This is a genomic window from Janthinobacterium sp. GW822-FHT07A03 (assembly GCF_058798815.1).
In genome coordinates this window covers 414,554-437,097 of record NZ_JBXAKW010000004.1, presented here as the reverse complement: position 1 = coordinate 437,097, position 22,544 = coordinate 414,554, and the positions used below count along the sequence as shown (strand labels likewise).

Genomic DNA, 22,544 nt, shown 5'->3' with positions numbered 1-22,544 from the left:
CCAGTTTATTAGCTTATTGATGCAAAAACCGCCAGAAGCAAGCGTGACAGAACATGTGCCATTGGCTCTGCGCTGGCAGCGGCTGCGTGCCGCCTATCGCATGGCCAACCTGGCCACCCACCATGTGCTGGGTTTTACCATCAAACTGGTGCTGCTCGCGTATTTTGCCTTCGCCGTGCTGTTTCTGTTCCTGCGCTACGCGATCCTGCCGAATATCGATTATTACAAAGGCGATATCGAGCGGGCGGCCAGCCGCGCGCTGGGCAACCCTGTCAGCATCGCGCGTATTTATGCCTCCTGGCATGGCGTGCGGCCCAATCTCTTCCTCGGCGACGTGACCCTGCGCGACCAGGCGGGCCGCCAGGCGCTGAGCCTGCCGAGCATATCGGCCACCGTGTCGTGGTGGAGCGTGCTCGGTTCCGTGCGCTTCACTACCCTGGAAATCACGCGGCCCGACCTGGACGTGCGGCGCAGCAAGGATGGCAAGCTGTACGTGGCCGGGGTATTGATCGACAGCACGCAAGGCAGCGATAGCAAGGGCGCCGACTGGCTGCTGTCGCAGCATGACGTCATCATCCGCGACGGCAAGGTGCGCTGGACGGACGAAGCGCGCGGCACGCCGGAGCTGGCTTTGTCCCAGGTCAATCTGCTGCTGCGCAACCGCTGGCGCAGCCACCGGCTGGGCCTGCAGGCCACGCCGCCCGCCAGCCTGGCCGCCCCCATCGATGTGCGCGCTCACTTCACGCATCCGCCTTTCAGCACGCGCATTTCCGATGTGTCGATGTGGAAGGGCGAGCTGTACGCGGACCTGAAAAACGCCGACCTGGCCGCCTGGCGCCGCTACCTCGATTACCCGTTCGAGCTGAGCCAGGGCAAGGGCGCCCTGCGCGCCTGGCTGAGCCTGGATCACGCGCGCCTGGCCGGTTTCACGGCCGACGTGGGCTTGACGGATGTGCAGGCGCAGCTGGGCGAGCATATCGCGCCGCTCGACTTGCTGTCGGTCAGCGGACGCATTTCGGCCAAAGAAGAACTGTCGGCGCAGGTGCCTGACGGCAAGCCAACCTTTGGCGCGAATGGCCATCAGGTGGAATTGACGAATTTCGCGGTGGAAACCCGCGATGGCCTCAGCCTGCCGCCCACGACCTTGTCCGAACGCTTTGTCGCCGCCACGAAGCGCAAGCCGGCGCGCACGGAAATCACGGCCAAGTCGCTCGATTTGCAAACCCTGGCCGCGCTGGCCGACAAATTGCCGCTGGGCGAGCAGCAGCGCCAGCGCCTCGACGCCCTGGCGCCGCGCGGGCGTTTGCAGGATTTTTCAGCGCAATGGGAAGGCGAGATGGCCACGCCCGCCAGCTACCGTCTGCGCGGCAAACTCATCGACCTGGGCCTGAATGCGCAGCCGGCGCGCCTGGCCGTGGCGAAGACGGCGAGCAGTCCCGCGCAGGCGGCCGCGCCCGCCATTCCCGGCTTCGATAAGCTCACCGGCAGCATCGACGCCAGCGACAAGGGCGGCACCATTGCCATCGACGCGCAGGACCTGGTGCTGCAATTGCCCACCTACTTGAGCGAACCGGCCTTGCCGTTCGAACAATTCGCCATGCAGGCCCGTTGGACGTTTGAAGCGGCCAATATGCTGCAAGTCGAACTGGACAAGCTTGATTTCAATCAGCAAGGCTTGCGCGTCGCCCTGCAAGGCACGCACCGTCTGCCGCTTGACGGCAAGAACCTGGGCCAGGTCGACTTGACGGGGACGATCGACAATTTCCAGATCAACACCATCGGCCGCTATCTGCCGCTGCAAACGCCCGAGCACCTGCGCCACTGGCTGACGGGCGCGCTGGAAGGCGGCATGGCGCACGATGTCAGCCTGCGCCTGCGCGGCGAGCTCGAACATTTCCCCTTCAAGGCCGACACGCCCGCCCAGCGCAACCGGGGCGATTTCCGTATCGCCGGCAAGCTCGAGAATGGCACCCTGAACTATGCACCCGGCGAATTCGCGGAAAGCGGCCCGCTGGCGGGCAAGGCGCCCCTGTGGCCGCAGGCGGAAAAGATCAAGGGCAGCTTCGTGTTCGAGCGGGCGCGCATGGAAATTCGCGGCGACACGGCCACCACGGGCGGCGTGGCCTTGACGAATGTCAAAGCCGTGATCCCCGATCTGACCGTCTTCGACACCTTGCTTGATATCGACGGCAACGCGGCCGGCCCGATGCAGGAATTCCTCAAGTATGTGACGGCCAGCCCCGTGCTGGGCTGGATCGAGCATTTTACGGATGAAACGACGGCGACGGGCAACGCCAAACTGGCCCTCAAATTGCACTTGCCGATCGAGCGCATGCTCGAGTCGACCGTGCAGGGCAGCCTGCAGCTGGCGGGCAACGACGTGGTGCTGTTCCACGACATGCCGCCCGTGCTGGGCACGCAGGGCAAGATCGAATTCAACGAAAAGGGCGTCAACCTGAATGGCTTGAACGGCAGTTTGCTGGGCGGCCCGCTGGCCATTTCGGGCGGCACGCAGCCGGACAGTTCCATCCAGGTGAAACTGGCCGGCAACATGACCATCGACGGCTTGCGCAAGACGTATCCGGCGCCCGTGCTGCAGCGCCTGGCGAAACACTTGAACGGCGGCGCGCGCTACAGCGGCCTGATCACGGCGCGCGACCACCAGGTAGTGGTCAATGTCGAGTCGCCGCTGACGGGCCTGGGCCTGGATTTCCCCGCTCCCCTGAAAAAGCCGGCCGGCGACAGCCTGCCCGTGAAATTCACCCTGACGGGCAATGCGGCCAACGGGGCGGGCCTGCGCACGGACGATATCCGCATCGCGCTGGGCTCAGGCATCGCTGCCCGCTACCAGCGCCAGAAGCAGGGCAAGGACGCCTGGCGCCTGGTGCGCGGCGGCATTGGCGTGAACGTGCCGGCACCCGAGCCCGATAGCGGCATGATGCTCAACGTGAATATGAAAACCCTGGACGTGGACAGCTGGATCGCCGCCGGCAGCGAGATCGCCGGCAGCGCCACGGCGCCAGCCGATGCGGGCGGCAGCGCCGACTACGATGCGCCCGATATCGCGCAATACGTGGTGCCGGACATGATGGCGGCGCGGGCCAGCGAACTGATGCTGGGCGAGCGCAAGCTGGAAAACGTGGTGGTCGGCGCCACGCACCAGAAGGATGTGTGGCAAGCCAATATTGATGCAAAACAAGTGTCGGGCTATGTGACGTGGCTGGAAACGCCGTCCGGCCTGGGCAAGATGACGGCGCGCCTGTCGTCGCTGATCATTCCGGAGTCGGCCGCCAACGACGTGAAGAATTTGCTGGAGGGAAAAAGCGGCGCCCAGTCGATTCCCTCGCTCGATATTGTTGCCGAGCAATTTGAACTGTTCAACAAGAAGATCGGCCGGCTGGAGTTGCAGGCGTATAACACCATGGCGGCGGGCGGGCGCGAATGGCGCGTGGGCAAGCTGCAATTGTCGAACCCCGATGGGGCGCTGAGCGGCAGCGGCAAATGGGTCATCAAGGATGGGCAAAGCACGACCAGCCTGCGTTTCGGCCTCGATATCGTCGACGCGGGCAAGCTGCTCGACCGCTTCGGCTTTGCCGACACGGTGCGCCGCGGCAAGGGCCGCCTGAGCGGCGACATCGCCTGGAACGGCTTGCCGTATTCGCTCGATATTCCCACCCTGTCGGGGCAGATCGAAATGAATGTGGAGTCGGGCCAGTTCCTCAAGCAGGACCCGGGCGCGGCCAAGCTGTTGGGCGTGCTCAGCCTGCAAGCCTTGCCCCGCTTGCTGAAACTCGATTTCCACGACGTGTTTTCCGAAGGCCTGGCCTTCGACGGCATCACGGCCAACGCCAGCATCAAGCGCGGCGTGGTGACCACCGACAACCTCAAGATGCATGGCGTGGCGGCCACCGTGCTGATGGATGGCACGGCCGATATCGCCAATGAAACGACGAATCTGCATGTGGTGGTGATCCCGGAATTTAACCTGGGCACGGGGCCGCTCGTGTACGCGCTGGCCGTCAATCCCGTCATCGGCCTGGGCAGTTTCCTGGCGCAATTGTTCCTGCGCGCCCCCGTGATGAAGGCGCTCACCTACCATATGCAGATCGCCGGCCCGTGGAAATCGCCCGTCGTGACCAAGCTCGATGGTGGTAAATTGGAACCTGTCGCCGCTCCTGCCGCTGCCGCGGCGGCGCAGGAGCCTGTCGCTAAATAAATGCCGCACAGTAAGCTGGCAGTGCGCTTGAAGGTAGAGGTGAATGATGCATACAGTTGCAGCAATACAAATGATTTCCTCGCCGTCCGTGGAAGACAACCTGGCCACGGCGCGCCGCCTGGTGGCGCAGGCCGCCGCCGCTGGCGCGCAGCTGGTGGTGCTGCCCGAGTACTGGGCCATCATGGGCAAGCAGGAAACGGACAAGCTGGCCCATGCGGAGCAGCCCGGCAGCGGCCCCATCCAGGATGGCATGGCGCAGATGGCGCGCCGGCACGGCATCTGGCTGATCGGCGGCACCTTGCCCCTGATTTCCGGCCAGGAAGGCAAGGTCTTGAACACCACGCTGGTGTACGACCCGCAAGGCGAGCCGGCCGGCCGCTACGACAAGATCCACCTGTTCGGCTTTACGCGCGGCACCGAGTCGTACAACGAATCGCGCACCATCGTGCCCGGTGCGCAGGTGCGCTCGATCGAGACGCCGTTCGGCCGGGTCGGCCTGTCCATCTGCTACGACCTGCGTTTCCCCGAGCTGTACCGCGCCATGGGCGATTGCGCGCTGATCGTCGTGCCGGCCGCGTTTACCCACACGACGGGCAGCGCCCACTGGGAAGTGCTGCTGCGCGCGCGCGCCATCGAAAACCAGTGCTATGTGCTGGCCTCGGCGCAGGGCGGCCTGCATCCGAACGGCCGCCGCACCTGGGGCCACAGCATGCTGATCGACCCGTGGGGCGAAGTGAAAGCCGTGTTGCCCGAAGGCGAGGGCGTGGTCAGCGGCGAGATCGACCTGGTGTTTTTGGCGGGCGTGCGCGAGTCCTTGCCAGCCCTGGCGCACCGCACTATGTGAGGATACCTGACATAAGCTACTGCGCGTCGCGCTTTGCGGCCTGCGATGCTCACCGTGCTCAAGCACGGCTGCGCTTCTCGGCCACAAATCACTGCCGCTCGCTACGCTTCTGTCAGGTACTGAGAATGAGTTGAATATAATGAGCGAGTGCAAAGCTATGAAGCCATTTGAACCGAATCTGTCCAGCCTTGCCGTGGCGCGCGATATCCTGCTCACGCCGTTCGGCCTGGACGAAGACAAGCTGTTGAAAGCCCTGGGCACGATGTTTACGCACAAGGTCGACTATGCAGACCTGTATTTCCAGTCGACCAAGAGCGAAGGCTGGAGCCTGGAAGAGGGCATCGTCAAGACGGGCAGTTTTTCCATCGACCAGGGCGTGGGCGTGCGCGCCGTGTCCGGCGACAAGACGGCCTTTGCGTATTCCGACGACATTTCCGAGCGGGCCCTGCTGGAAGCGGCGGCGGCCACGCGCACCATCGCGCGCGCCGGCGCCGGCAGAGTCAAGATCGCGGGCCGGATGCAGCCGCAGGGCGGGCGCTCGCTGTACCTGCCCAACGATCCGCTCGCCTCGCTCGATGCCACGGCCAAGGTGCAGCTGCTCGAACGCGTGGAAAAGATGGCGCGGGCGAAAGACCCCAGAGTGGTGCAAGTGATGGCGGGCCTGGCCGGCGAGTACGACGTGGTCCTGGTGCTGCGCAGCGACGGCGTGCTGGCGGCCGATATCCGCCCGCTGGTGCGCGTGTCGCTGACCGTGATCGCGGAACAGAATGGCCGCCGCGAAACGGGCTCGGCCGGTGGCGGCGGGCGTTTCAGCTATGACTATTTCAGCGATGCCGTGCTGGAACAATACGCGACGGACGCCGTCAATTCGGCGCTGGTGAACCTGGAAGCGCGCCCGGCGCCCGCCGGCCCCATGACCATCGTGCTGGGACCTGGCTGGCCCGGCATCCTGCTGCATGAGGCGATCGGCCATGGCCTGGAAGGCGATTTCAACCGCAAGGGTTCGTCCGCGTTTTCGGGGTGCATCGGCGAGCGCGTGGCCGCCAAAGGCGTCACCGTGGTCGATGACGGCACCCTGGCTGGCCGGCGCGGTTCGCTCAATATCGACGATGAGGGCAACCCGACGCAGTGCACGACCCTGATCGAGGATGGCATCCTGAAGGGGTACATCCAGGACACGATGAATGCGCGCCTGATGAAGATGCCCGTGACGGGCAATGCGCGGCGCGAATCGTTCGCCCACTTGCCCATGCCGCGCATGACGAATACATATATGCTGGGCGGCGACAAGGACCCGGGCGAAATCCTCGCTTCCGTGAAAAACGGCTTGTTTGCCGTCAACTTCGGCGGCGGCCAGGTCGACATTACGAACGGCAAGTTCGTCTTTTCGGCCAGCGAAGCGTACATGATCGAAAACGGCAAGCTCAGCTACCCGGTGAAGGGCGCGACCCTGATCGGCAACGGCCCGGACGTGCTCAACCGCGTCTCCATGATCGGCAACGACATGCGCCTCGACTCGGGCGTGGGCGTGTGCGGCAAGGAAGGCCAAAGCGTGCCCGTGGGTGTGGGACAGCCGACCCTGCGCCTCGATGGCATCACGGTCGGCGGCACGGCCTAGGTGCTTGAACGGGCGTTGCAGGCACCGGCGGTTCCTGCAACGCCCGACACGTCCGGCATGTTGACGAATATCAGAACTTGTATTTCACCCCCGCACTGATGAAGCGTCCCGCCGCGCCCGCGTAGTCGAGCGGGTTGTAGCCGGTCGCGCCATAGGTCAGGGGATCGAGCGGGGCGATCTTGTCGAACAGGTTTTGCACCGTGGCAAACACTTCCAGCTTGGGCGTGGCCAGCCAGCGGGCCGTCAGGTCCACCGTGGTGAACGAGGCGATGCGGCAGCCGCGCGGCGCGTCCGTGCCGTCGGCGAAATGCGTGGCGCAGCCGTCGGGATCATTCTTGAACAGCACGTTGTCGAGCGGCGCGCGGTAGTTGACGTTGGCCGTGACCCGCCAGTTCTGGCGTTCCCAGGTGGCGCCCAGGTTGATGCGGTCGTCCGGCGTGCCCATGCAGTTTGATACATCGCAATTGCCATGCGTACCGGCAAAATCGCGCTGCGTGCCATCCTGTTCCGTGCGCAGCCATTTGTACAGATGCGTCCACTTCAAATCGAAGGTCAGGCTGCCGTAGCCGCTGTCCAGGTTGAAGCGCTGGCGGGCGTCGATATCGATGCCGCGCACCGTCGTTTGCGCCGAATTCACATAGTTGGCCAGCACCGCCGTGATGGCGCCGGGATCGCCGGGAATGCCCGTGGCCGTGGACGGGTCGCGCGCCACATGGCCTTCCGCGATGGCGGTGTCCGTTTGCTCCTGGTTGATTTCATTCTTGCGGCGGATTTGCCACAGGTCTACGGAAATGCTGCTGCGTGGCAGCGGGTCCCACACGGCGCCCACGGAATAGCTGCGCGAACGCTCTGGCGACAAATTCGGATTGGGCGAGGTGATGACGGCGATGGAAGCCGGGTCGCAAGCGGCCTCCACGCCCAGTGCACAGCGCAGCGGGTCGCTGGCGGTGGCAAACGCGGCCAGGCCGCCGACGCCGTTTTCCGCCGCGCTGGGCGCGCGGAAGCCCTTGGCGAAGGTGCCGCGCAGGGCCAGTTCGCGCACGGGCGTCCATTTCACGCCCACTTTCGGCGTGTAGGAATTGCCCACGTCCGTGAAATGGTCGGCGCGCAGGGCGCCTGACAGCTCCACGGTTTTCAGCACGGGTGCCAGCACCTCGGCATAGATGGCCGAGGCGTTGCGGCTGCCCTTGTAGGCGGAATAGCCGAGGCCAATGATATTGCCCCGTTCCGTGCCCGTGGTGGGCTTGAGTTCCGTCGATTCGTGGCGGAATTCCGCGCCCACGGCCACGCCCAGGCCGCCGCCGTCCAGCTTGGCCACCTCGCGGCTGGCCTTGAAGTCGATCTGCGCGATATGCGTCTTGGCATCGTTCGAGATGCGCGGCGACAGGGCTGCGTACAGCTCGGGCGAATTGAGGCCCGCGTTTTCCGCGATGCGCCACAGGCTGCCGGCCGGCAGGGCCGCATGCGCGGGGTTCAGGCTGGCCGCCGCCACGTTGGCGGCAGTCGGGTTGAGCAGGGCGAAGGCGACGTCGCGCTGCAGATAGCCGTTCAAGTCGTTCGATACCTTGCTTTGCGAGTACAGCACGGCGCTGTCGATATCCCAGCCCGCCACGCTACCCTTGATGCCGGCCACGAAGCGCGTGAAGGTGGAGTCGACTTCCGACAGGCGCGGCCCCACGTCGGCCGCCAGGTAGCGCAGCCGCGCCGCCGTGCCGAAATACGGGTTGTCCGGGTGGGCGGCACCGAGCGACACGCCCGCATTGCTGACGGGGCCGCCCGGGTAGCCGACCGAACCGCTGACCGTCGAGGGCGTGGTGGCCGAGTTCGATTCGCTGTGATACAGGTTCAATTCGGCATACGTTTGCAGCGCCGGCGTCAGTTGCCAGGCGGCGCGGCCGAAGAAATTGATGTTCTTTTGCCTGGGCTGGATCTGGCCGTATTGCTGCGCGGCATCGGTCAGGCAGCCGCCGCCCGGGTCGCCCTGCGGATGCGTGGTGAAGTTGCCGCAGGCGGCGCCGGGGAAGGTGCGCGTAAAACCCACGCCGGCCAGGTTGCCGCGGTTGTAGTAGTCGAGCGTATCGGGATTGCGCACATTGCCGTTGACGGCGCTGCCGGCCGCGTTGTTGGTGGTGATGGCGCCCGCGCCGCTGAGGGTTTCCTGCGCGCTGAAGCCCAGGTCGCGCAAGTCGCTGCGGCCGACGGCGCCCCGTCCGGCCCGGTCGCGGTTCCAGATGGCGGCCTTTTCGCTGTATTCGAGGTTCAGCAGCACGTTGTAGCGGTCGCTGTCGATGTCGCCGAAGCCGTGCGTGATGGCGGCGCGCGCATCGCGCCCGTCCCACTCCTTCGTCTTGCCGTAATTGCCCTTGATGGCCGTGCCCTGGTAATCGCGCCGCAGGATCACGTTGACCACGCCGGCGATGGCGTCCGAACCGTAGATGGCCGAGGCGCCATCCTTGAGGATTTCCACCCGTTCCACCGCTTCCAGGGGAATGATGTTCAGGTCGGCGAACACTTTCTGGCCATCGTCGGCCAGGCCATACGGCGCCACGCGGCGCCCGTTCAGCAGCACCAGGGTCGAGGCCGTGCCCAGGCCCCGCAGCGACACGCCGGAAGCGCCGGCGGCAAAGCCGTTGCCAAAGGTGGTGGGTACGGAGCCCTGGTTGTCGACGGCCAGGGTCTGCAGCAGTTCGGCCACGCTGGATTTGCCCGATTTCTCAATGTCGGCCGCGTTCAGGGTTTGCACGGCGGACGCTGTTTCCGCCTGCGCGCGGCGGATGTTCGAGCCGGTGATTTCCACGCGGGCAATGGGGGTGGCGTCTTGCGCCAGAACGGGTAGGCTCAGCAATGCACTGGCCAGCGCCAGGCCCAGTCTGGGTGGTGAAAAGGCGGCGGATTGCAAGGATGGTGTAGGGATCATGCGGTTCTCCGGAAAGGTCAGGCAGTCAAAGGTCGTCGATACGTCCTTGAGTTTTGTCCGTGCGTCGATGCCGGGACTAGACCTGGATCAAGGAGTGTCCTGCTTGTCGTCGATAGAATGGCTGGCGTGGCGTGATTGCCACGACGGGCACAGCGGTGGCGCCCCGTATGCTGAGTCACGGCGAGATTCACAGCGCGCAACTTTTTATGCTTTTTGACGTATTTTTCAGTGCAAAAGGGCGGCGACATGCGGCTTTGCCGACAAATATGCTTGCCAACCCGCGTAATTTAGGTTTATAGTCGTTCATCACTTACGGATGACTCGCATGTTCGCTCGCCACTTTTTTACCGCTTATTTTTACTTTAGCAATTCCAACCCAAAGGCGGTGGAGTAGCGGTCGGTTCACGTAGCAGCAAAAAACGAGATCCCAGCAAATTCTAAAAAACCGCCACTGATGGCGGTTTTTTTTTACCCAGATGTTTTACCCTTCCTTAAATTTTGGAGAAAATGATGCCCCGCACCGATGATTTGCGTATTCGCGAAATGAAGGAATTGACCCCGCCGTCCCACCTGATCCGCGAATTCGCCTGCTCGGAGCAAGCCGAACAGACCGCCGCCAGCGCCCGCATTGCCCTGCACCGTATCCTGCACGGCCAGGACGACCGCCTGATGGTGGTGATCGGGCCTTGCTCGATCCACGATACCAAGGCGGCGATGGAGTATGCGCGCCTGCTGGTCAAGGAGCGCGCGCGTTTCGCGGGCGAACTGGAAATCGTCATGCGCGTCTACTTCGAGAAGCCGCGCACCACGGTGGGCTGGAAGGGCTTGATCAACGACCCGTACATGGACAACAGCTTCCGCATCAACGACGGCTTGCGCATGGCGCGTGAACTGTTGCGCGATATCAATGAGCTGGGTTTGCCGGCCGGTACCGAGTTCCTCGACGTTATCAGCCCGCAATACATCGCCGACCTGATCAGCTGGGGCGCCATCGGCGCGCGCACGACGGAATCGCAGGTGCACCGCGAGCTGGCGTCGGGACTGTCGTGCCCGGTCGGTTTCAAGAATGGCACGGACGGCAATGTCAAAATCGCCGTGGAAGCCATCAAGGCCGCCTCGCAGCCGCACCATTTCCTTTCCGTCACGAAGGGCGGCCACTCGGCCATCGTCTCGACCAACGGCAACGAGGATTGCCACATCATCTTGCGCGGCGGCAAAACGCCGAACTACGACGCGGCCAGCGTGGACGAGGCCTGCAAGGCCATTGCGGCACAGGGCTTGGCGGCGCGTTTGATGATCGACGCCTCGCATGCGAACAGCTCGAAGAAACCGGAAAACCAGATCCCCGTGTGCGCCGACATCGCCAGCCAGGTGGCCGGCGGCGACAGCCGCATCGTCGGCGTGATGGTGGAATCGCACCTGGTGGCAGGGCGCCAGGATTTGATCCCGGGCAAGGAATTGATCTACGGCCAATCCGTCACGGACGGCTGCATCGACTGGAGCGCCAGCGTGGCCGTGCTGGAAAACCTGGCGGCGGCCGTCAAGCAGCGCCGCTTGCAGGGCGACGCGGAATAAGGTAGCGCGCAGCATGAAAAAAAGCCCGGAAAGCTGAGCTTTCCGGGCTTTTCAGTTTTCAGCTGGTATCAGTTGCGCAGCAGCTTAGAACTTGTACGTGGCGCGCACGTAGAAAGTACGGCCCAGCGGATCGGCGTAACGCGGATCGTAGCCGGACTGGAAGGTGCCGATCTGGTTACTGAACGGTGGATCTTCGTTCAGCAGGTTTTTCACGCCCACGGTGACTTCGGTGTTCTTGAAGCCCGAGTACGCGCCCGACAGCGACCATACCGAGTAAGCCTTGACGCTTTGCTCGAATTGCGGATCGACATAGTTCTGGTCGCGGTAGCCGCTCATGTACTTGTTCGACAGCGTGGCGTTCCATTTGTCCAGATTCCATTGCAGGGAGGCATTATGTCTCCAGCGGAATACCGGTGCATTGTCGCCATACACGCCCACGTTTTGCACGAATTCGCCGCCGCGTTCGTTCTGGTACTCATACTTCTGTACCCAGGTGCCGTCGAAGTTGAACGTGAAGTTGCCATACTGGCTGCGTGGCAATTTCCAGTTCAGGCCCAGGTCGATGCCCGAGGTGTGCATTTCGCCCAGGTTGCCCAGGGTGGCCAGCACGTAATCGAGCTTGCCGTCAGCGGTGTAGATGAAGTTGCTTTGATACTTGGCATAGTTGTCGAACAGGGTCTGTTCGGCCACGGTGCCGATCTTGTCGCGCAGCTTGATCTGGAAGTAATCGAGCGAGACGGTCAGCGATTTCGTTGGCTCGATGACGATACCGGCGCTGAAGGTCTTCGATTTTTCCGGGCCGACGTCCGGATTGCCGCCCGAACGGATGTATTGCTGCGCGCCGCAGGCCACGTTGCTGTTGGCGCCAGGAATCGGTACGCCGCCTGGGCACAGGCGTGGATCGTCGTACTTGTTGGCCGTGAAAGTCTTGGTTTGCGGGCCATGCAGGTCATACAGCGTTGGCGCGCGGAAACCTGTGTTATAGGAGCTGCGCAGCAGCACCTGGCTCGTTGGCTGCCAGCGTACGCCGACTTTCGGGTTGAAGCTGCCGCCGACGTCGTTGTAGTGGTCATAACGGGCTGCCAGCGACAGTTCCAGGTCTTTCACGACAGGAATGCTCAGTTCCGAGAAGATGGCGGAGATGTTGCGGCTGCCCGACTGGTTCTGCGCTTCGGCGTAGCCGGAGCTCGATGCCTGGCCGGCCAGGTCGCGGTTCACGTTGTATTCGGCCTTGTCGTTGCGGAATTCCGTACCGACGGCGAAACCGACTGCGCCAGCCGGCAGGTTGAACAGCTCACGGCTGATCTTCGCATCGACCGCGGTGCTGGTCATCTTCGCGCTCAGGTATTCGCCTTTCAGGACGGAATCCTTCAGGTACGCTTCGCCGGCGGCGCTTTGGTCGCCGAACGGGTTCAGGATGCCATTGCCGATGCCGTCGATGATGCGCTGGTCATTCAGGTAGCCGCCCGTGAAGGCGCTGGTGGCCTTGCTGACGGAGTAGCTCAGGCCGACGTTGTAGTCCCACGCGCCCAGGACGCCTTCGGAAGCCAGTACCAGGCGGTCCGAGGTGCTGGTGTCGAAGCCGCTGCGCTGGCCCGACGCCACTGGACGCCAGCTGATGTCCAGCGGCTCGCCCGACAGGCCTGCCACGGCTGGCACGCCGCCGCTGCCGCCCGGGTAGTACGGCGAGCTCGACGACATGAGGATGCCGATGTTCGACATCGGCGGCGGCGAGATGCGCGCTTCGTTGGTGCTGCGCGAGTGCAGGTATTCGATGGTGGCCAGGTGATCCTGGTTCAGCTTGAAGCTGGCCTTGCCCAGGAAGGATTCCTGCTGGGTTTTCGGAATGGCCTGGATGAATGGCGTGACATCCATGGCGCAGGTGCTCTTGCCCGAGGTATTCTTGTACAGGTTTTCACCTACGCAACCGCCGGCGAAGGCCGGGTTGCCGATCAGGCCATTGCCCGTATCGTAGAAGTTGGCCGGGAAGGTGGTGCCGCTCAGGTTATCCACGCCCTTGCTCGGGATGTAGCCGCTCTTCGAGAAGGAGCGGTCGGCCGTGCTCAGCGCCGCCTGGCGATGCACGTCGACAACGCCGAAGACGTTGAAGCCATCCTTGTTCAGGTCGCCATAGCCGCCGGACAGGTTCAGGCGCGACTCGTCGCCGCCGCCCGCTTTCTGTGGCTCGTAATGTTCGACCGTGACGGAACCGCCTTTGACGGAACGCTTGGTGATGAAGTTGATCACGCCGCCGATGGCGTCCGTGCCGTAGATCGCGGAGGCGCCGTCACGCAGCACTTCGACACGTTCCAGGGCAGAAATAGGGATGATGTTCAGGTCGACGGACGAACCGTTGAACGGGTGGCTGGCGATGCGGCGGCCGTTCAGCAGGACCAGGGTCTTGTCGCCGCCGATGCCGCGCAGGTCGGCGACGGATTGGCCGCCCGTGCCCGAACCGACGGATTGCGAGCTGCTTTGCGAGCTCTGATTCATGGAAATGGTGGACAGGACTTCCTGCGCCGTCGTCAAGCCTTGCTTGGCGAAATCGTCAGCCTTGATCGAGGTGATCGGCAGCGCTGTCTCCGATGCCAGGCGCTTGATGCTCGAACCCGTGACTTCCACGCGTTGCATGGCGCCATCTGTTGTTTCTTGTGCATATGCGGCGTGCATGCCCAGGGCCAAACTGCCAGCAAACATCAGGCGCAGCGACCGCGATATTACATTTTCTATCATCATCTGAAATTCCTTGTTATTGTGATAAAGGCGGCAATTATTTTGAAATAACTTGTTGCTTACTAACAATTTATTTGCCTTTTTACAAATCCACCAATGAAAATTCTGTAAATTTTCTGGGCCCTCATCAAAACATTCATGATTCAGATTGTCAATTTCGCGCGGACTTTTTGGACGAAATGCAACATATTGCTATTTTTTTTGCATTACTTCAGGAATAAAATATCGCCAACCCTTGTCAGGCGCACTCATGCGCGTAAAATAAAACGGCGCACAGCATCGCTGCTGGCGCCGTCTTTCGTGCTGCAGGCAAACGCCTGTCAGCGCTGCCCCGTTGATCCCTGTTTCAGCCCCTCGCCCTTAAAACGTATAGCTGCCGCGCAAGTACCAGGCGCGTCCGAGCGGGTCCGTGTAGCGCGGGTCGTAGCCTTTCTGGAACAAGGTGCCCTGGTTCGAGAACGGCGGTTCCTTGTCGAACAGGTTTTTCACGCCGGCCGTCAGCAGCAAGCCTTTCCACGCGTAGCTGCCCGACACGTTCAGCAGGCTGTACGACGGCACATCGTGGCGGAACTGCGGATCGACCTGGTTCTGGTCCGTGTAGCCGGACTTGAACGATTGCGACACGGTGGCGCCCCAGTTGCCCATGCGCCAGTTCAGGGCCGCCGTATGTTTCCAGCGGAACACAGGATTGTTGTCCGCGTAGCGGCCCACGTTGGCGATGAATTCGCCGCCGCGCTCGTTCTGGTAGTCATACTTGTGCGTCCACGTGCCATCGACCGACACGCTGAAATCGCCATACGCGCCACGGCCCAGGCGCGCATTCAGGCTGACGTCGATGCCGTCGGTTTTCACTTCGCCGAGGTTGTCGTTCAAGTCCAGGATGGCGTAGGGCGAACCGTCGGGATTGCGCAGGAACAAGGCCTTGTATTTTTCGTAGTTGCCGAAGATGGATTGCTCGGGCAAGGACGAAATCTTGTCCTTCAGGTGGATGTTCCAGTAATCGATGGCAAGCGTGACTTCCTTGACGGGTTCGAGCACGAGGCCGAAGGCGAAGGTGGTGGATTTCTCCGGTTTCAGCTTTTCATTGCCGCCTTGCAGCTTGAATTGTTGCAGGTCGCAATCGCGCAGGGGATTGGCGCCCGGTTGCGGCACGCCGCCCGGGCAGAGGATGGGGTCGTCGTAGGAATCGTTGGTATCGTTCTTCGACGGCGGCGCATTCTTTTCAAACAGGGTGGGCGCGCGGAAACCCGTGCTGGCCGAGCCGCGCAGCACCAGCGCGCTGCTGGCCTGGTAGCGCAGGGCCAGCTTCGGATTGGTGGTGCTGCCCACGTCGCTGTAATGGTCGAAGCGGGCGGCCAGCTGAACTTCCAGGTCCTTGATCAGCGGCAAGTTAACTTCGCCGAAGACGGCCTGGATCGTGCGCGAGCCGCTCTTCGACAGCGAGCCGGACAGGCCGGAACTGGTGGCCTGGCTGGCGATATCGCGGTTGACGTTGAAGTCGGCTTTTTCACGCCGCAGTTCGCCGCCCAGTGCGATCGCCAGCGGGCCGCCGGCCAGCTGCATCAGCTCGCGGCTGCCCTTGACGTCGAAGCCCGTGGTGGTGACCTTGGCATTCTGTACCTCGCCGCGCAGGGCGGTGCTGTCCAGGTAAGCCTTGCCGGCCGCATCCTGCATGCCGAACGGGTTCAGGATGCCATTGAGCACGCCAGCGGCAAAGCCCGCATCCTGCACATAGCCGCCCGTAAATTTCTCGGACGATTTGCTGATGGCGTGGCTCAGGCCCGTCTTGTAGTCCCAGCCGGCCAGCTCGCCTTCGAGGGCCAGCACCAGGCGGTCCGCCTTGCCGTCCGAATCGATCTGCCGCTGGCCCGCTTCCACGGGACGCCAGTTGACGCTCAGCGGCTGTCCCGACAAGCCTGGCTGGGCCGGCACGCCGCCTGCATTGCCCGGATAATATTTGCTGGTATTGGGCAAGATCAAGCCCGTTTGCGGCGGCGGCGCCGTGCGTGCCTTCACCTTGTTTTCCGAATGCAGGTATTCCAGCGTCGCCAGGTGGCCGCCGCCCAGCTTGAAGGCGCCCTTGCCGAAGAAGGCCACTTGCTCCTGCGCCGGCAAGTCGTCGATCTGCCGCGTGTAGTCCTGGCGGCAGGTGCCGTTGGCCGCCGCCACTGACAGGGGCGGGTTGCAGCCCGTGGCCGCGTAGGGATTGCCGGCCAGGCCCGCGCCGCCGTTGGCCGCCGCATCGAAGTAGTTGCCGGGGAAGGTGGTGCCGCTGGTCAGCGACAGGCCCCGCTCGGGAATGATGCCCGTCTTGGAAAAATCGCGGTCCTGCGAGGTGAGCACATTTTGCTTGTGGTAGTCGACCACGCCGAAGATATTGTAGCCGTCGGTGTCGAGCTTGCCGAAGCCCGTCGACAGATTGATGCGGTGCTCGCCGCCGCCCTTGTGTTCGGGTGCGATGACCTCGGCGGTGATATTCGTGACGTTGACGGAGCGCTTGGTGATGAAGTTGATGACGCCGCCGATGGCGTCCGTGCCATAGATGGCCGAGGCGCCGTCGCGCAGCACTTCGACGCGCTCCAGGGCGGCGATGGGGATGATGTTCAGGTCGACGCTGGCGCCGTCATACGGATGGTTGGCGATGCGCCGGCCGTTGAGCAGCACCAGGGTCTTGTCGCCGCCCAGGCCGCGCAAGTCGGCGCTGGCCTGGCCGCCCGTGGGCAAGCCGCTGGTATTGCCGCCGACAGCATTGCCGCTGCCCATGCTGGAGGAATTCGAGGGTATCTTGCTGAGCACTTCCTGGGCCGTCGTCAGGCCCTGTTTGGCGAAATCCTCGGCCTTGAAGATGGACAGCGGCGTGGCCGTTTCCGAGACGAGGCGCTTGATGGAGGAACCGGTGACTTCGACGCGCTGCATGGTGCTCGTATCGCTGACTTCTTGTGCCAGCGCCTGCTGGCTGAACAGGCTGGCGGCAAGGCCGCCGGCGCAGATCAAACGGATGGAACGGGACAAGCGTGTTTCTCTGATCATGTTCAAGACTCCTGGAAAAGCGGTTGGCTAAAAGGGCAAGAACGGCCGCGCTGGTTGGCGCACCGAGAATATTAAAAAGTATTTATATCTTTTCAACCGAGCCACTGTAATGATCCGCAAAAGTCCTTGTCAACATGGCAAACGGCTTTGTGTGCTTAAACAACGTAGTGCGTCATTGGTACTGATTTAAAACAAAGAAGGTGCATTTTGTGCCGCATTGCTGAGGAAAACGGCCGTGCCCGATGGGGGCTTCGGGTACGCAAAATAAAACGCCCGCTGCAGTGCAACGGGCGTTGGCGTGGCTGGCATGGCGATAGTGACTCACGCCTGCCGGATGCGCAGGCTGCGCGTGGCAGCCTGCGCCGGGCTTAGAAGAACTTGTAGCTGGCGCCCAGTTTGAAGTAGCGGCCGATGGCGCCGCTGGCGTCCATCGGATTGTAGCTCATGCCGCCGTAGGTCAGCGGGTCGAGCGGCGCGATCTTGTCGGTCACGTTGTTGATCGAAGCAAACAGTTGCAGCTGTTTGTTGACGTTCCAGCGGCTCGACAGGTCGAGCGTGGTGAACGAAGCGAGCTTGCAACCGTTCGGCGCCGCGGTGCCGTCGGCCAGCTTGGACGCGCATGGCTTGCCTTCAAACAAGATGTTCTTCATGTCCGAACGGTAGTTCAGCACGCCGCTGACGTTCCAGTTGCCCAGGTCCCACGAGCCGGTGAGATTGATCTTGTCCTTCGGCGTGCCGGCGCAGTTTGAGGTATCGCAATTGCCATGCGTGCCGGCGAACTGGTAGCGCACGGTGGCCGACTCGGCCCGCACCCACGAAGCGATGTGGGTCCAGGTCAGGCCGAACGTGGCGCGGCCGTAGTCGCCCAGGCGCACGCGCTGCTTGACGTCCAGGTCGATACCCTTGATCTCCGTGTAGCTGGAGTTGCGGTACGGCGCCTTGGTAATCAGCAAGGTGCCCGTGTTCGGCACCACCACGCCATTGATGGTCAGGTTGTTGTCGGCGCGCACGGCCGTCGGCAGGGCGGCCGCTTCGTTATACGGCAGCGGGTTGATCTCGTTTTCGCGCTTGATCTTCCAGGCATCGAGCGACAGGCTGGTATCGTTGAACGGATCCCACACGAGGCCCAGGGTGTAGCCCTTGGACTTTTCCGGCTTCAGGCTCGGATCGCCGATCTTGACGGCCGCCACCTGCAGTTCGCAATCGCTGGCATTGGCGCCCGGCAAACGGGTGCCGCCGGGGCAGCGCACGGGATCGCTCACGGTCGAGGTACCCGTCGATTGCGAATTGGCATTGCTTTCCGCCGGTCCTGGCGCGCGGAAGCCTTCCGAATACGTGCCGCGCACGGCGAAGGTCTTCAGCGGCGTCCACTTGGCGCCCAGTTTTGGCGTGGTCGACGAGAAACGGTCATATTTGTCGTAACGCAAGGCGCCCGACAATTCCACCGTCTTGATGACGGGTGCCAGCACTTCGAAGAACACGGCCGAGACCTTGCTGTCGCCCTTCGCCGCCACATAGCTGGAGTTGATGGAACCGTCCTGCGTGCCCGACAGCGAAGGATTGTCGAGCTTGTCGCGGCGGTGTTCCGCGCCCACGGCCAGGCCCATGGCGCCGCCCGGCAACTGCATCAGCTCGCGCGATGCCTTGAAGTCGATGATGTCGAGCTTGGTGGTGGAATCGGAGGTGGCGTTCGTCACCATCGCCGCGTACAGCGAGGCGGGATTCTTGTTTGCCTGCGCGCCGATGTAGTACGGGAAATACTTGCTGTTCGGATTGCCCAGCGCATCCTTGACGACGGCCATGTTCAGCATGTTGCTGTAATCGAGGTGCAGCTTCGATTCCGAATGCGTATAGCCGGCATCGTAGTCCCAGCCCATGGCGTTGCCCTTGACGCCCAGCACGATGCGGTTGAACTCGTTGTTGGCCTGGCGCGTGCTGGCGCCCACGTCGAAGGCCTGGTAGCGCACGCGCACCGGCACGCCATACGGATTTTGCGGATGGTTGGCGGCCAGCACGATGGTGGTGCCGGCGCCGGAACCGTAGTTGACGACGCCAGTCGGGCTGGTGGCATTCGGCGGGAAGGCGATGGTCGGCGTGATCGAGGGCGGGATCAGGGTGAAGGCCGTATCGCGCTTCGAGTAGCCCGCTTCCGCATACACCTGGGTATCGGCATTGACTTGCCAGGTGCCGCGCGTGTACAGGTTGATCGATTCGATCTTCGGCTGCATCGAGCGGAACTGGTCGTGGTGCCACAGGCAGCCGCCCTTCGGATCTTGCGGCGAGGAAACGGACAAGCTGGAGCAGCCGGGCAGGGACACATAGTTGTTGGTGACGGGGTCGCGGATCAGGCCCGTCGGCGCGGCATTCGCATCGTTGTTGCCATTGATGTAGCCGCCGGCGAACTGGGTGTTGATCGCATAGCCATACGGTCGCAGGTCGGCCTTGCCTATCCATTTGCGGCCGGCGCGGTCATTGTTCATCAGCATGTCCGATTTGCTGTACTCGGCATTGAGGACGAAGTTGAATTTATCCGTATCCAGGTTGCCCTTGCCGAAGGTCAGCGAGGCGCGGTGCTGCTTGGCGTCGCTGTCGCCGGAGATGCCCGTGTCGCCTTTCAGGGTCAGGCCTTCGAAGTCCTTGCGCAGGATGATGTTGACCACGCCGGCGATGGCGTCCGCGCCGTAGGTCGACGAGGCGCCGTCCTTGAGGATTTCGATGCGCTCGACGATCTGCATCGGCACCGTGGACAGGTCGGTAAAGCTCTTCTGGCCGTCATCGGCGCGCGCGAACGGCGCCATGCGGCGGCCATTCAGCAAGACGAGGGTCGAGGTGGCGCCCAGGCCGCGCAGCGAGATGGCCGTGGAACCGGCGGCAAAGCCGTTGCCGAAACCCGTCGGCAGGGAGCCCGCGCCATCGGCGGTCAGGGTTTGCAGGTATTCGGCGACGGTAGCCTTGCCCGATTTCATCAAGTCGTCGCGGGTGATGACCTGTACCGGCGATGCGGTCTCGGCCGTGGCCCGTTTGATGCTCGAACCTGTAATTTCCACACGTTGTACATTGGCGTCCTGCGCCATTGCCGGCACAGCCATCATGCCCAGGCTGACCGCTGCTACGCTGCCCGAAAAAATCAGGCGTACGGAGCGGGACATAACTGTTTCCATCATCATTCTCGAAACTCCGAAAAAAGCGAGGTTGGCGTTTTTAAGGCACAACGTCGCTAGTCTAAAAAAGATTGCTGCGTCGGCAATCGCTGTGGGTCAAGCGGCAAATTGTGAATTGCCGCCACTGATAAGACCATTTGCCATGAAACATTGTCAACGCGCACATGTAACCTTTCAGCATGGAAACAACAGTGTTTTTTATAATGTTTGGATGTTTTTATATTGGCAATTATTTTAATGTTGCGCTGCGTTATGCGTTTTCTGCCGCCTGATCGAAAACCCGCTCATTCATGGACGTAAGGGTTTCTACCAATGCGCTTTTGCGCGGCATCGTCCAGGCGATGTTGCGATGCGGAAAATTTCGCCGGTGGTGCGGGTGGGTGTTGCTGCGCACGCCAGAAGTGCCGCGGCTTTTCGCCCGGCATGCAAAATATGCGTTATCGTTACGCGTTTTCCAGCTCGTCAATTCATCGGCGCGGCTGGTGGCGAACAAGGCATAGATCTTGCGAGGATGGACTGGTTTTGGCGGTGGAATCCTGTATCCCAGGGGGAAGCCAGTACAAGCGCACCAATACGGTGCGACAGATAATCGAGATGAAGGGTATTACATGAAGTCACCATGGATGCGGCGCATGGCGCTGCTCGCCTGCCTGGCCACCCTGCCGCTGGCGGCCGTTGCCATTGACGCCGCTCCCGCAGCTGCGCCCGTGAAAACCTTGCGCTATATCTTGCCGGCCGCCGAGACGGGCTTCGATCCGGCCACCGCGCGCGACCTGTATTCGAACCACATCACGCAGGCTGTCTTCGACACCCTGTACACCTATGATTATCTGGCGCGCCCCGTCAAGGTGGTGCCGGGCGCGGCGGCCGCCATGCCGGAAGTGTCCGCCGATGGCAAGACCTACACCATCCGCCTGAAAAAAGGCATCCTGTACACGCCGGACGCCGCGTTCGGCGGCAAGCGCCGCGAACTGACGATGGCCGACTATGTGTATTCGTGGAAGCGTTTGTTCGACCCGCGCCTGGCGTCGCCGCACAGCTGGCTGTTCGAAGGCAAGGTGGTGGGCCTGGACGACCTGGCGAAGGACGCGGCCAAGTCGAACAAGCTCGATTACAGCAAGAAGGTGGCGGGACTGGAAATCCTCGACCCGTACACCCTGCGCATCTCGCTGACCAAGACCGATTTCAATTTCCCCATGATTCTCGCCTACGTGCCGACGGCCGCCGTGGCGCGCGAAGTGGTGGACAAATACGGCGACGTGAAGGGCGAAGTGGGTTCGAATCCCGTCGGCACCGGCTATTACACCCTGGGCGAATGGACGCGCGGCAACCGCATCGTCCTGAACCGCAACCCGCAGCACTTGCCGGAAACGTGGAATTTCATGGCCGGCGACGACCCGGACGACCAGCGCATCGTGCGCCAGATGCAGGGCAAGCGCATTCCCGCCATCGACCGCATCGAAATTTCCGTGATGATCGAAGACCAGTCGCGCTGGCTGTCGTTCCAGAGCGGCGGCACGGACGTGTTCTGGCTCGATGGCCCGCTGGCGCCGAAGGCATTGCTGAACGGCAAGCTGCGTCCCGAGCTGGCGGAGAAGGGCGTGCAACTGTCGCGCCTGCTGGATCCCGAGATCAGCTATTACTACTGGAATATGGAAGATCCGACCCTCGGCGGCTTCAGCAAGGAAAAGATCGCCCTGCGCCGCGCCATTGCCATGGCGCACAATATTGATGAAGAAATCCGCATCATCTGGAATGGCCAGGCCAAGCGCCTCGACTATCCGATACCGCCCGGTGTCGTCGGCTACGACCCGCACTATAAATCCCTGCTGCAATACGATCCCGTGCTGGCGAACAAGCTGCTCGATAAATTCGGCTACAAGAAGGGCGCCGATGGCTGGCGTACCTTGCCGGATGGCAAACCGCTCTTGATCCGCTACGCTTCGCGCAACGAAGCCAACGGCGTGCTGCAGGCGGAAATGTGGCGCAAGACGTACAACTCGCTGGGCATCCGCATGGAAAACGACCGCATGATCTTTTCCGATATCTTGAAGACGGAAAAGCAGTGCAAGATGCAGACGCGCACGGCGCCGTGGCTGGCCGACTATCCGGACGGCGACAACTTCATGCAGCTGTTCTATGGCCCGAACACGCACCAGAACAACAACGGCTGCTACCAGGACCCCGAGTACGACAAATGGTACGCGGCCAGCCAGGCCATGCCGGCCAGCCCCGAGCGCGACGAGCTGTTCCACAAGATGGCGCGCCGCCTGGAAGTCAATGCGGGCGCCCTGATCGGCTACGCGCGCTACCGCAACATGCTGGCGCAAAAGTCGGTGCTGGGCTACAAGAAGCACCCGATCCTGTTCCAGGAATGGGCGTACATGGATATCGACAGCACGGGCGCGCCAGCGGCGCCAGCCTCTGCGGCCTCGGCCAATAAATAAGCG

General features: G+C 62.5%; 10 protein-coding genes. 5 read left to right on the top strand and 5 right to left on the bottom strand.

Annotated features, from left to right (window positions below; translation table 11 throughout):
* Positions 1-19: 19 nt before the first annotated feature.
* The 3 genes from AC1RJW_RS14260 to tldD all read left to right on the top strand — a co-directional run bounded on the left by AC1RJW_RS14260 (position 20) and on the right by tldD (position 6,678).
* The gene (locus AC1RJW_RS14260) at positions 20-4,216 is read left to right on the top strand and encodes a YhdP family protein (RefSeq protein WP_493045485.1); all 4,197 of its coding nucleotides are present in this window, start codon (positions 20-22) and stop codon (positions 4,214-4,216) included.
* 43 nt (positions 4,217-4,259) lie between these two features.
* Positions 4,260-5,060, top strand: a complete 801-nt coding sequence (locus AC1RJW_RS14255) for a carbon-nitrogen hydrolase family protein (RefSeq protein ID WP_493045484.1) — start codon at positions 4,260-4,262, stop codon at positions 5,058-5,060.
* 157 nt (positions 5,061-5,217) lie between these two features.
* Entirely contained in the window at positions 5,218-6,678 is a 1,461-nt protein-coding gene (gene tldD, locus AC1RJW_RS14250; protein ID WP_493045483.1) for a metalloprotease TldD, read from the top strand.
* A 70-nt stretch (positions 6,679-6,748) separates the two neighbouring features.
* On the opposite strand, the gene AC1RJW_RS14245 is transcribed toward tldD, so the two are convergent.
* Positions 6,749-9,595, bottom strand: coding sequence for a TonB-dependent receptor (locus AC1RJW_RS14245; protein WP_493045482.1), 2,847 nt, complete (start codon positions 9,593-9,595; stop codon positions 6,749-6,751).
* A 510-nt stretch (positions 9,596-10,105) separates the two neighbouring features.
* Here AC1RJW_RS14245 and aroG point away from each other — a divergent pair.
* The gene (gene aroG / locus AC1RJW_RS14240; RefSeq protein ID WP_436524461.1) at positions 10,106-11,170 is read left to right on the top strand and encodes a 3-deoxy-7-phosphoheptulonate synthase AroG; all 1,065 of its coding nucleotides are present in this window, start codon (positions 10,106-10,108) and stop codon (positions 11,168-11,170) included.
* Positions 11,171-11,254: 84 nt separating this feature from the next.
* Here aroG and AC1RJW_RS14235 read toward each other — a convergent pair whose 3' ends face one another.
* From AC1RJW_RS14235 to AC1RJW_RS14220, 4 genes are all read right to left on the bottom strand, one after another.
* Positions 11,255-13,801 carry a TonB-dependent receptor gene (locus AC1RJW_RS14235; RefSeq protein ID WP_326457494.1) on the bottom strand — a complete coding sequence of 849 codons (2,547 nt, stop codon included), beginning with the start codon at positions 13,799-13,801 and terminating at the stop codon, positions 11,255-11,257.
* Between the two features lie 462 nt (positions 13,802-14,263).
* Entirely contained in the window at positions 14,264-16,933 is a 2,670-nt protein-coding gene (locus AC1RJW_RS14230) for a TonB-dependent receptor (protein WP_493045481.1), read from the bottom strand.
* A 368-nt stretch (positions 16,934-17,301) separates the two neighbouring features.
* Positions 17,302-20,082 carry a TonB-dependent receptor gene (locus AC1RJW_RS14225; protein ID WP_493045480.1) on the bottom strand — a complete coding sequence of 927 codons (2,781 nt, stop codon included), beginning with the start codon at positions 20,080-20,082 and terminating at the stop codon, positions 17,302-17,304.
* Between the two features lie 262 nt (positions 20,083-20,344).
* On the bottom strand, positions 20,345-20,587 hold the full coding sequence (locus tag AC1RJW_RS14220; RefSeq protein WP_493045479.1) for a hypothetical protein: 243 nt from the start codon (positions 20,585-20,587) through the stop codon (positions 20,345-20,347).
* Between the two features lie 115 nt (positions 20,588-20,702).
* Here AC1RJW_RS14220 and AC1RJW_RS14215 point away from each other — a divergent pair, with 115 nt between their 5' ends.
* The gene (locus AC1RJW_RS14215) at positions 20,703-22,541 is read left to right on the top strand and encodes an ABC transporter substrate-binding protein (protein ID WP_493045478.1); all 1,839 of its coding nucleotides are present in this window, start codon (positions 20,703-20,705) and stop codon (positions 22,539-22,541) included.
* Positions 22,542-22,544 lie beyond the last annotated feature (3 nt).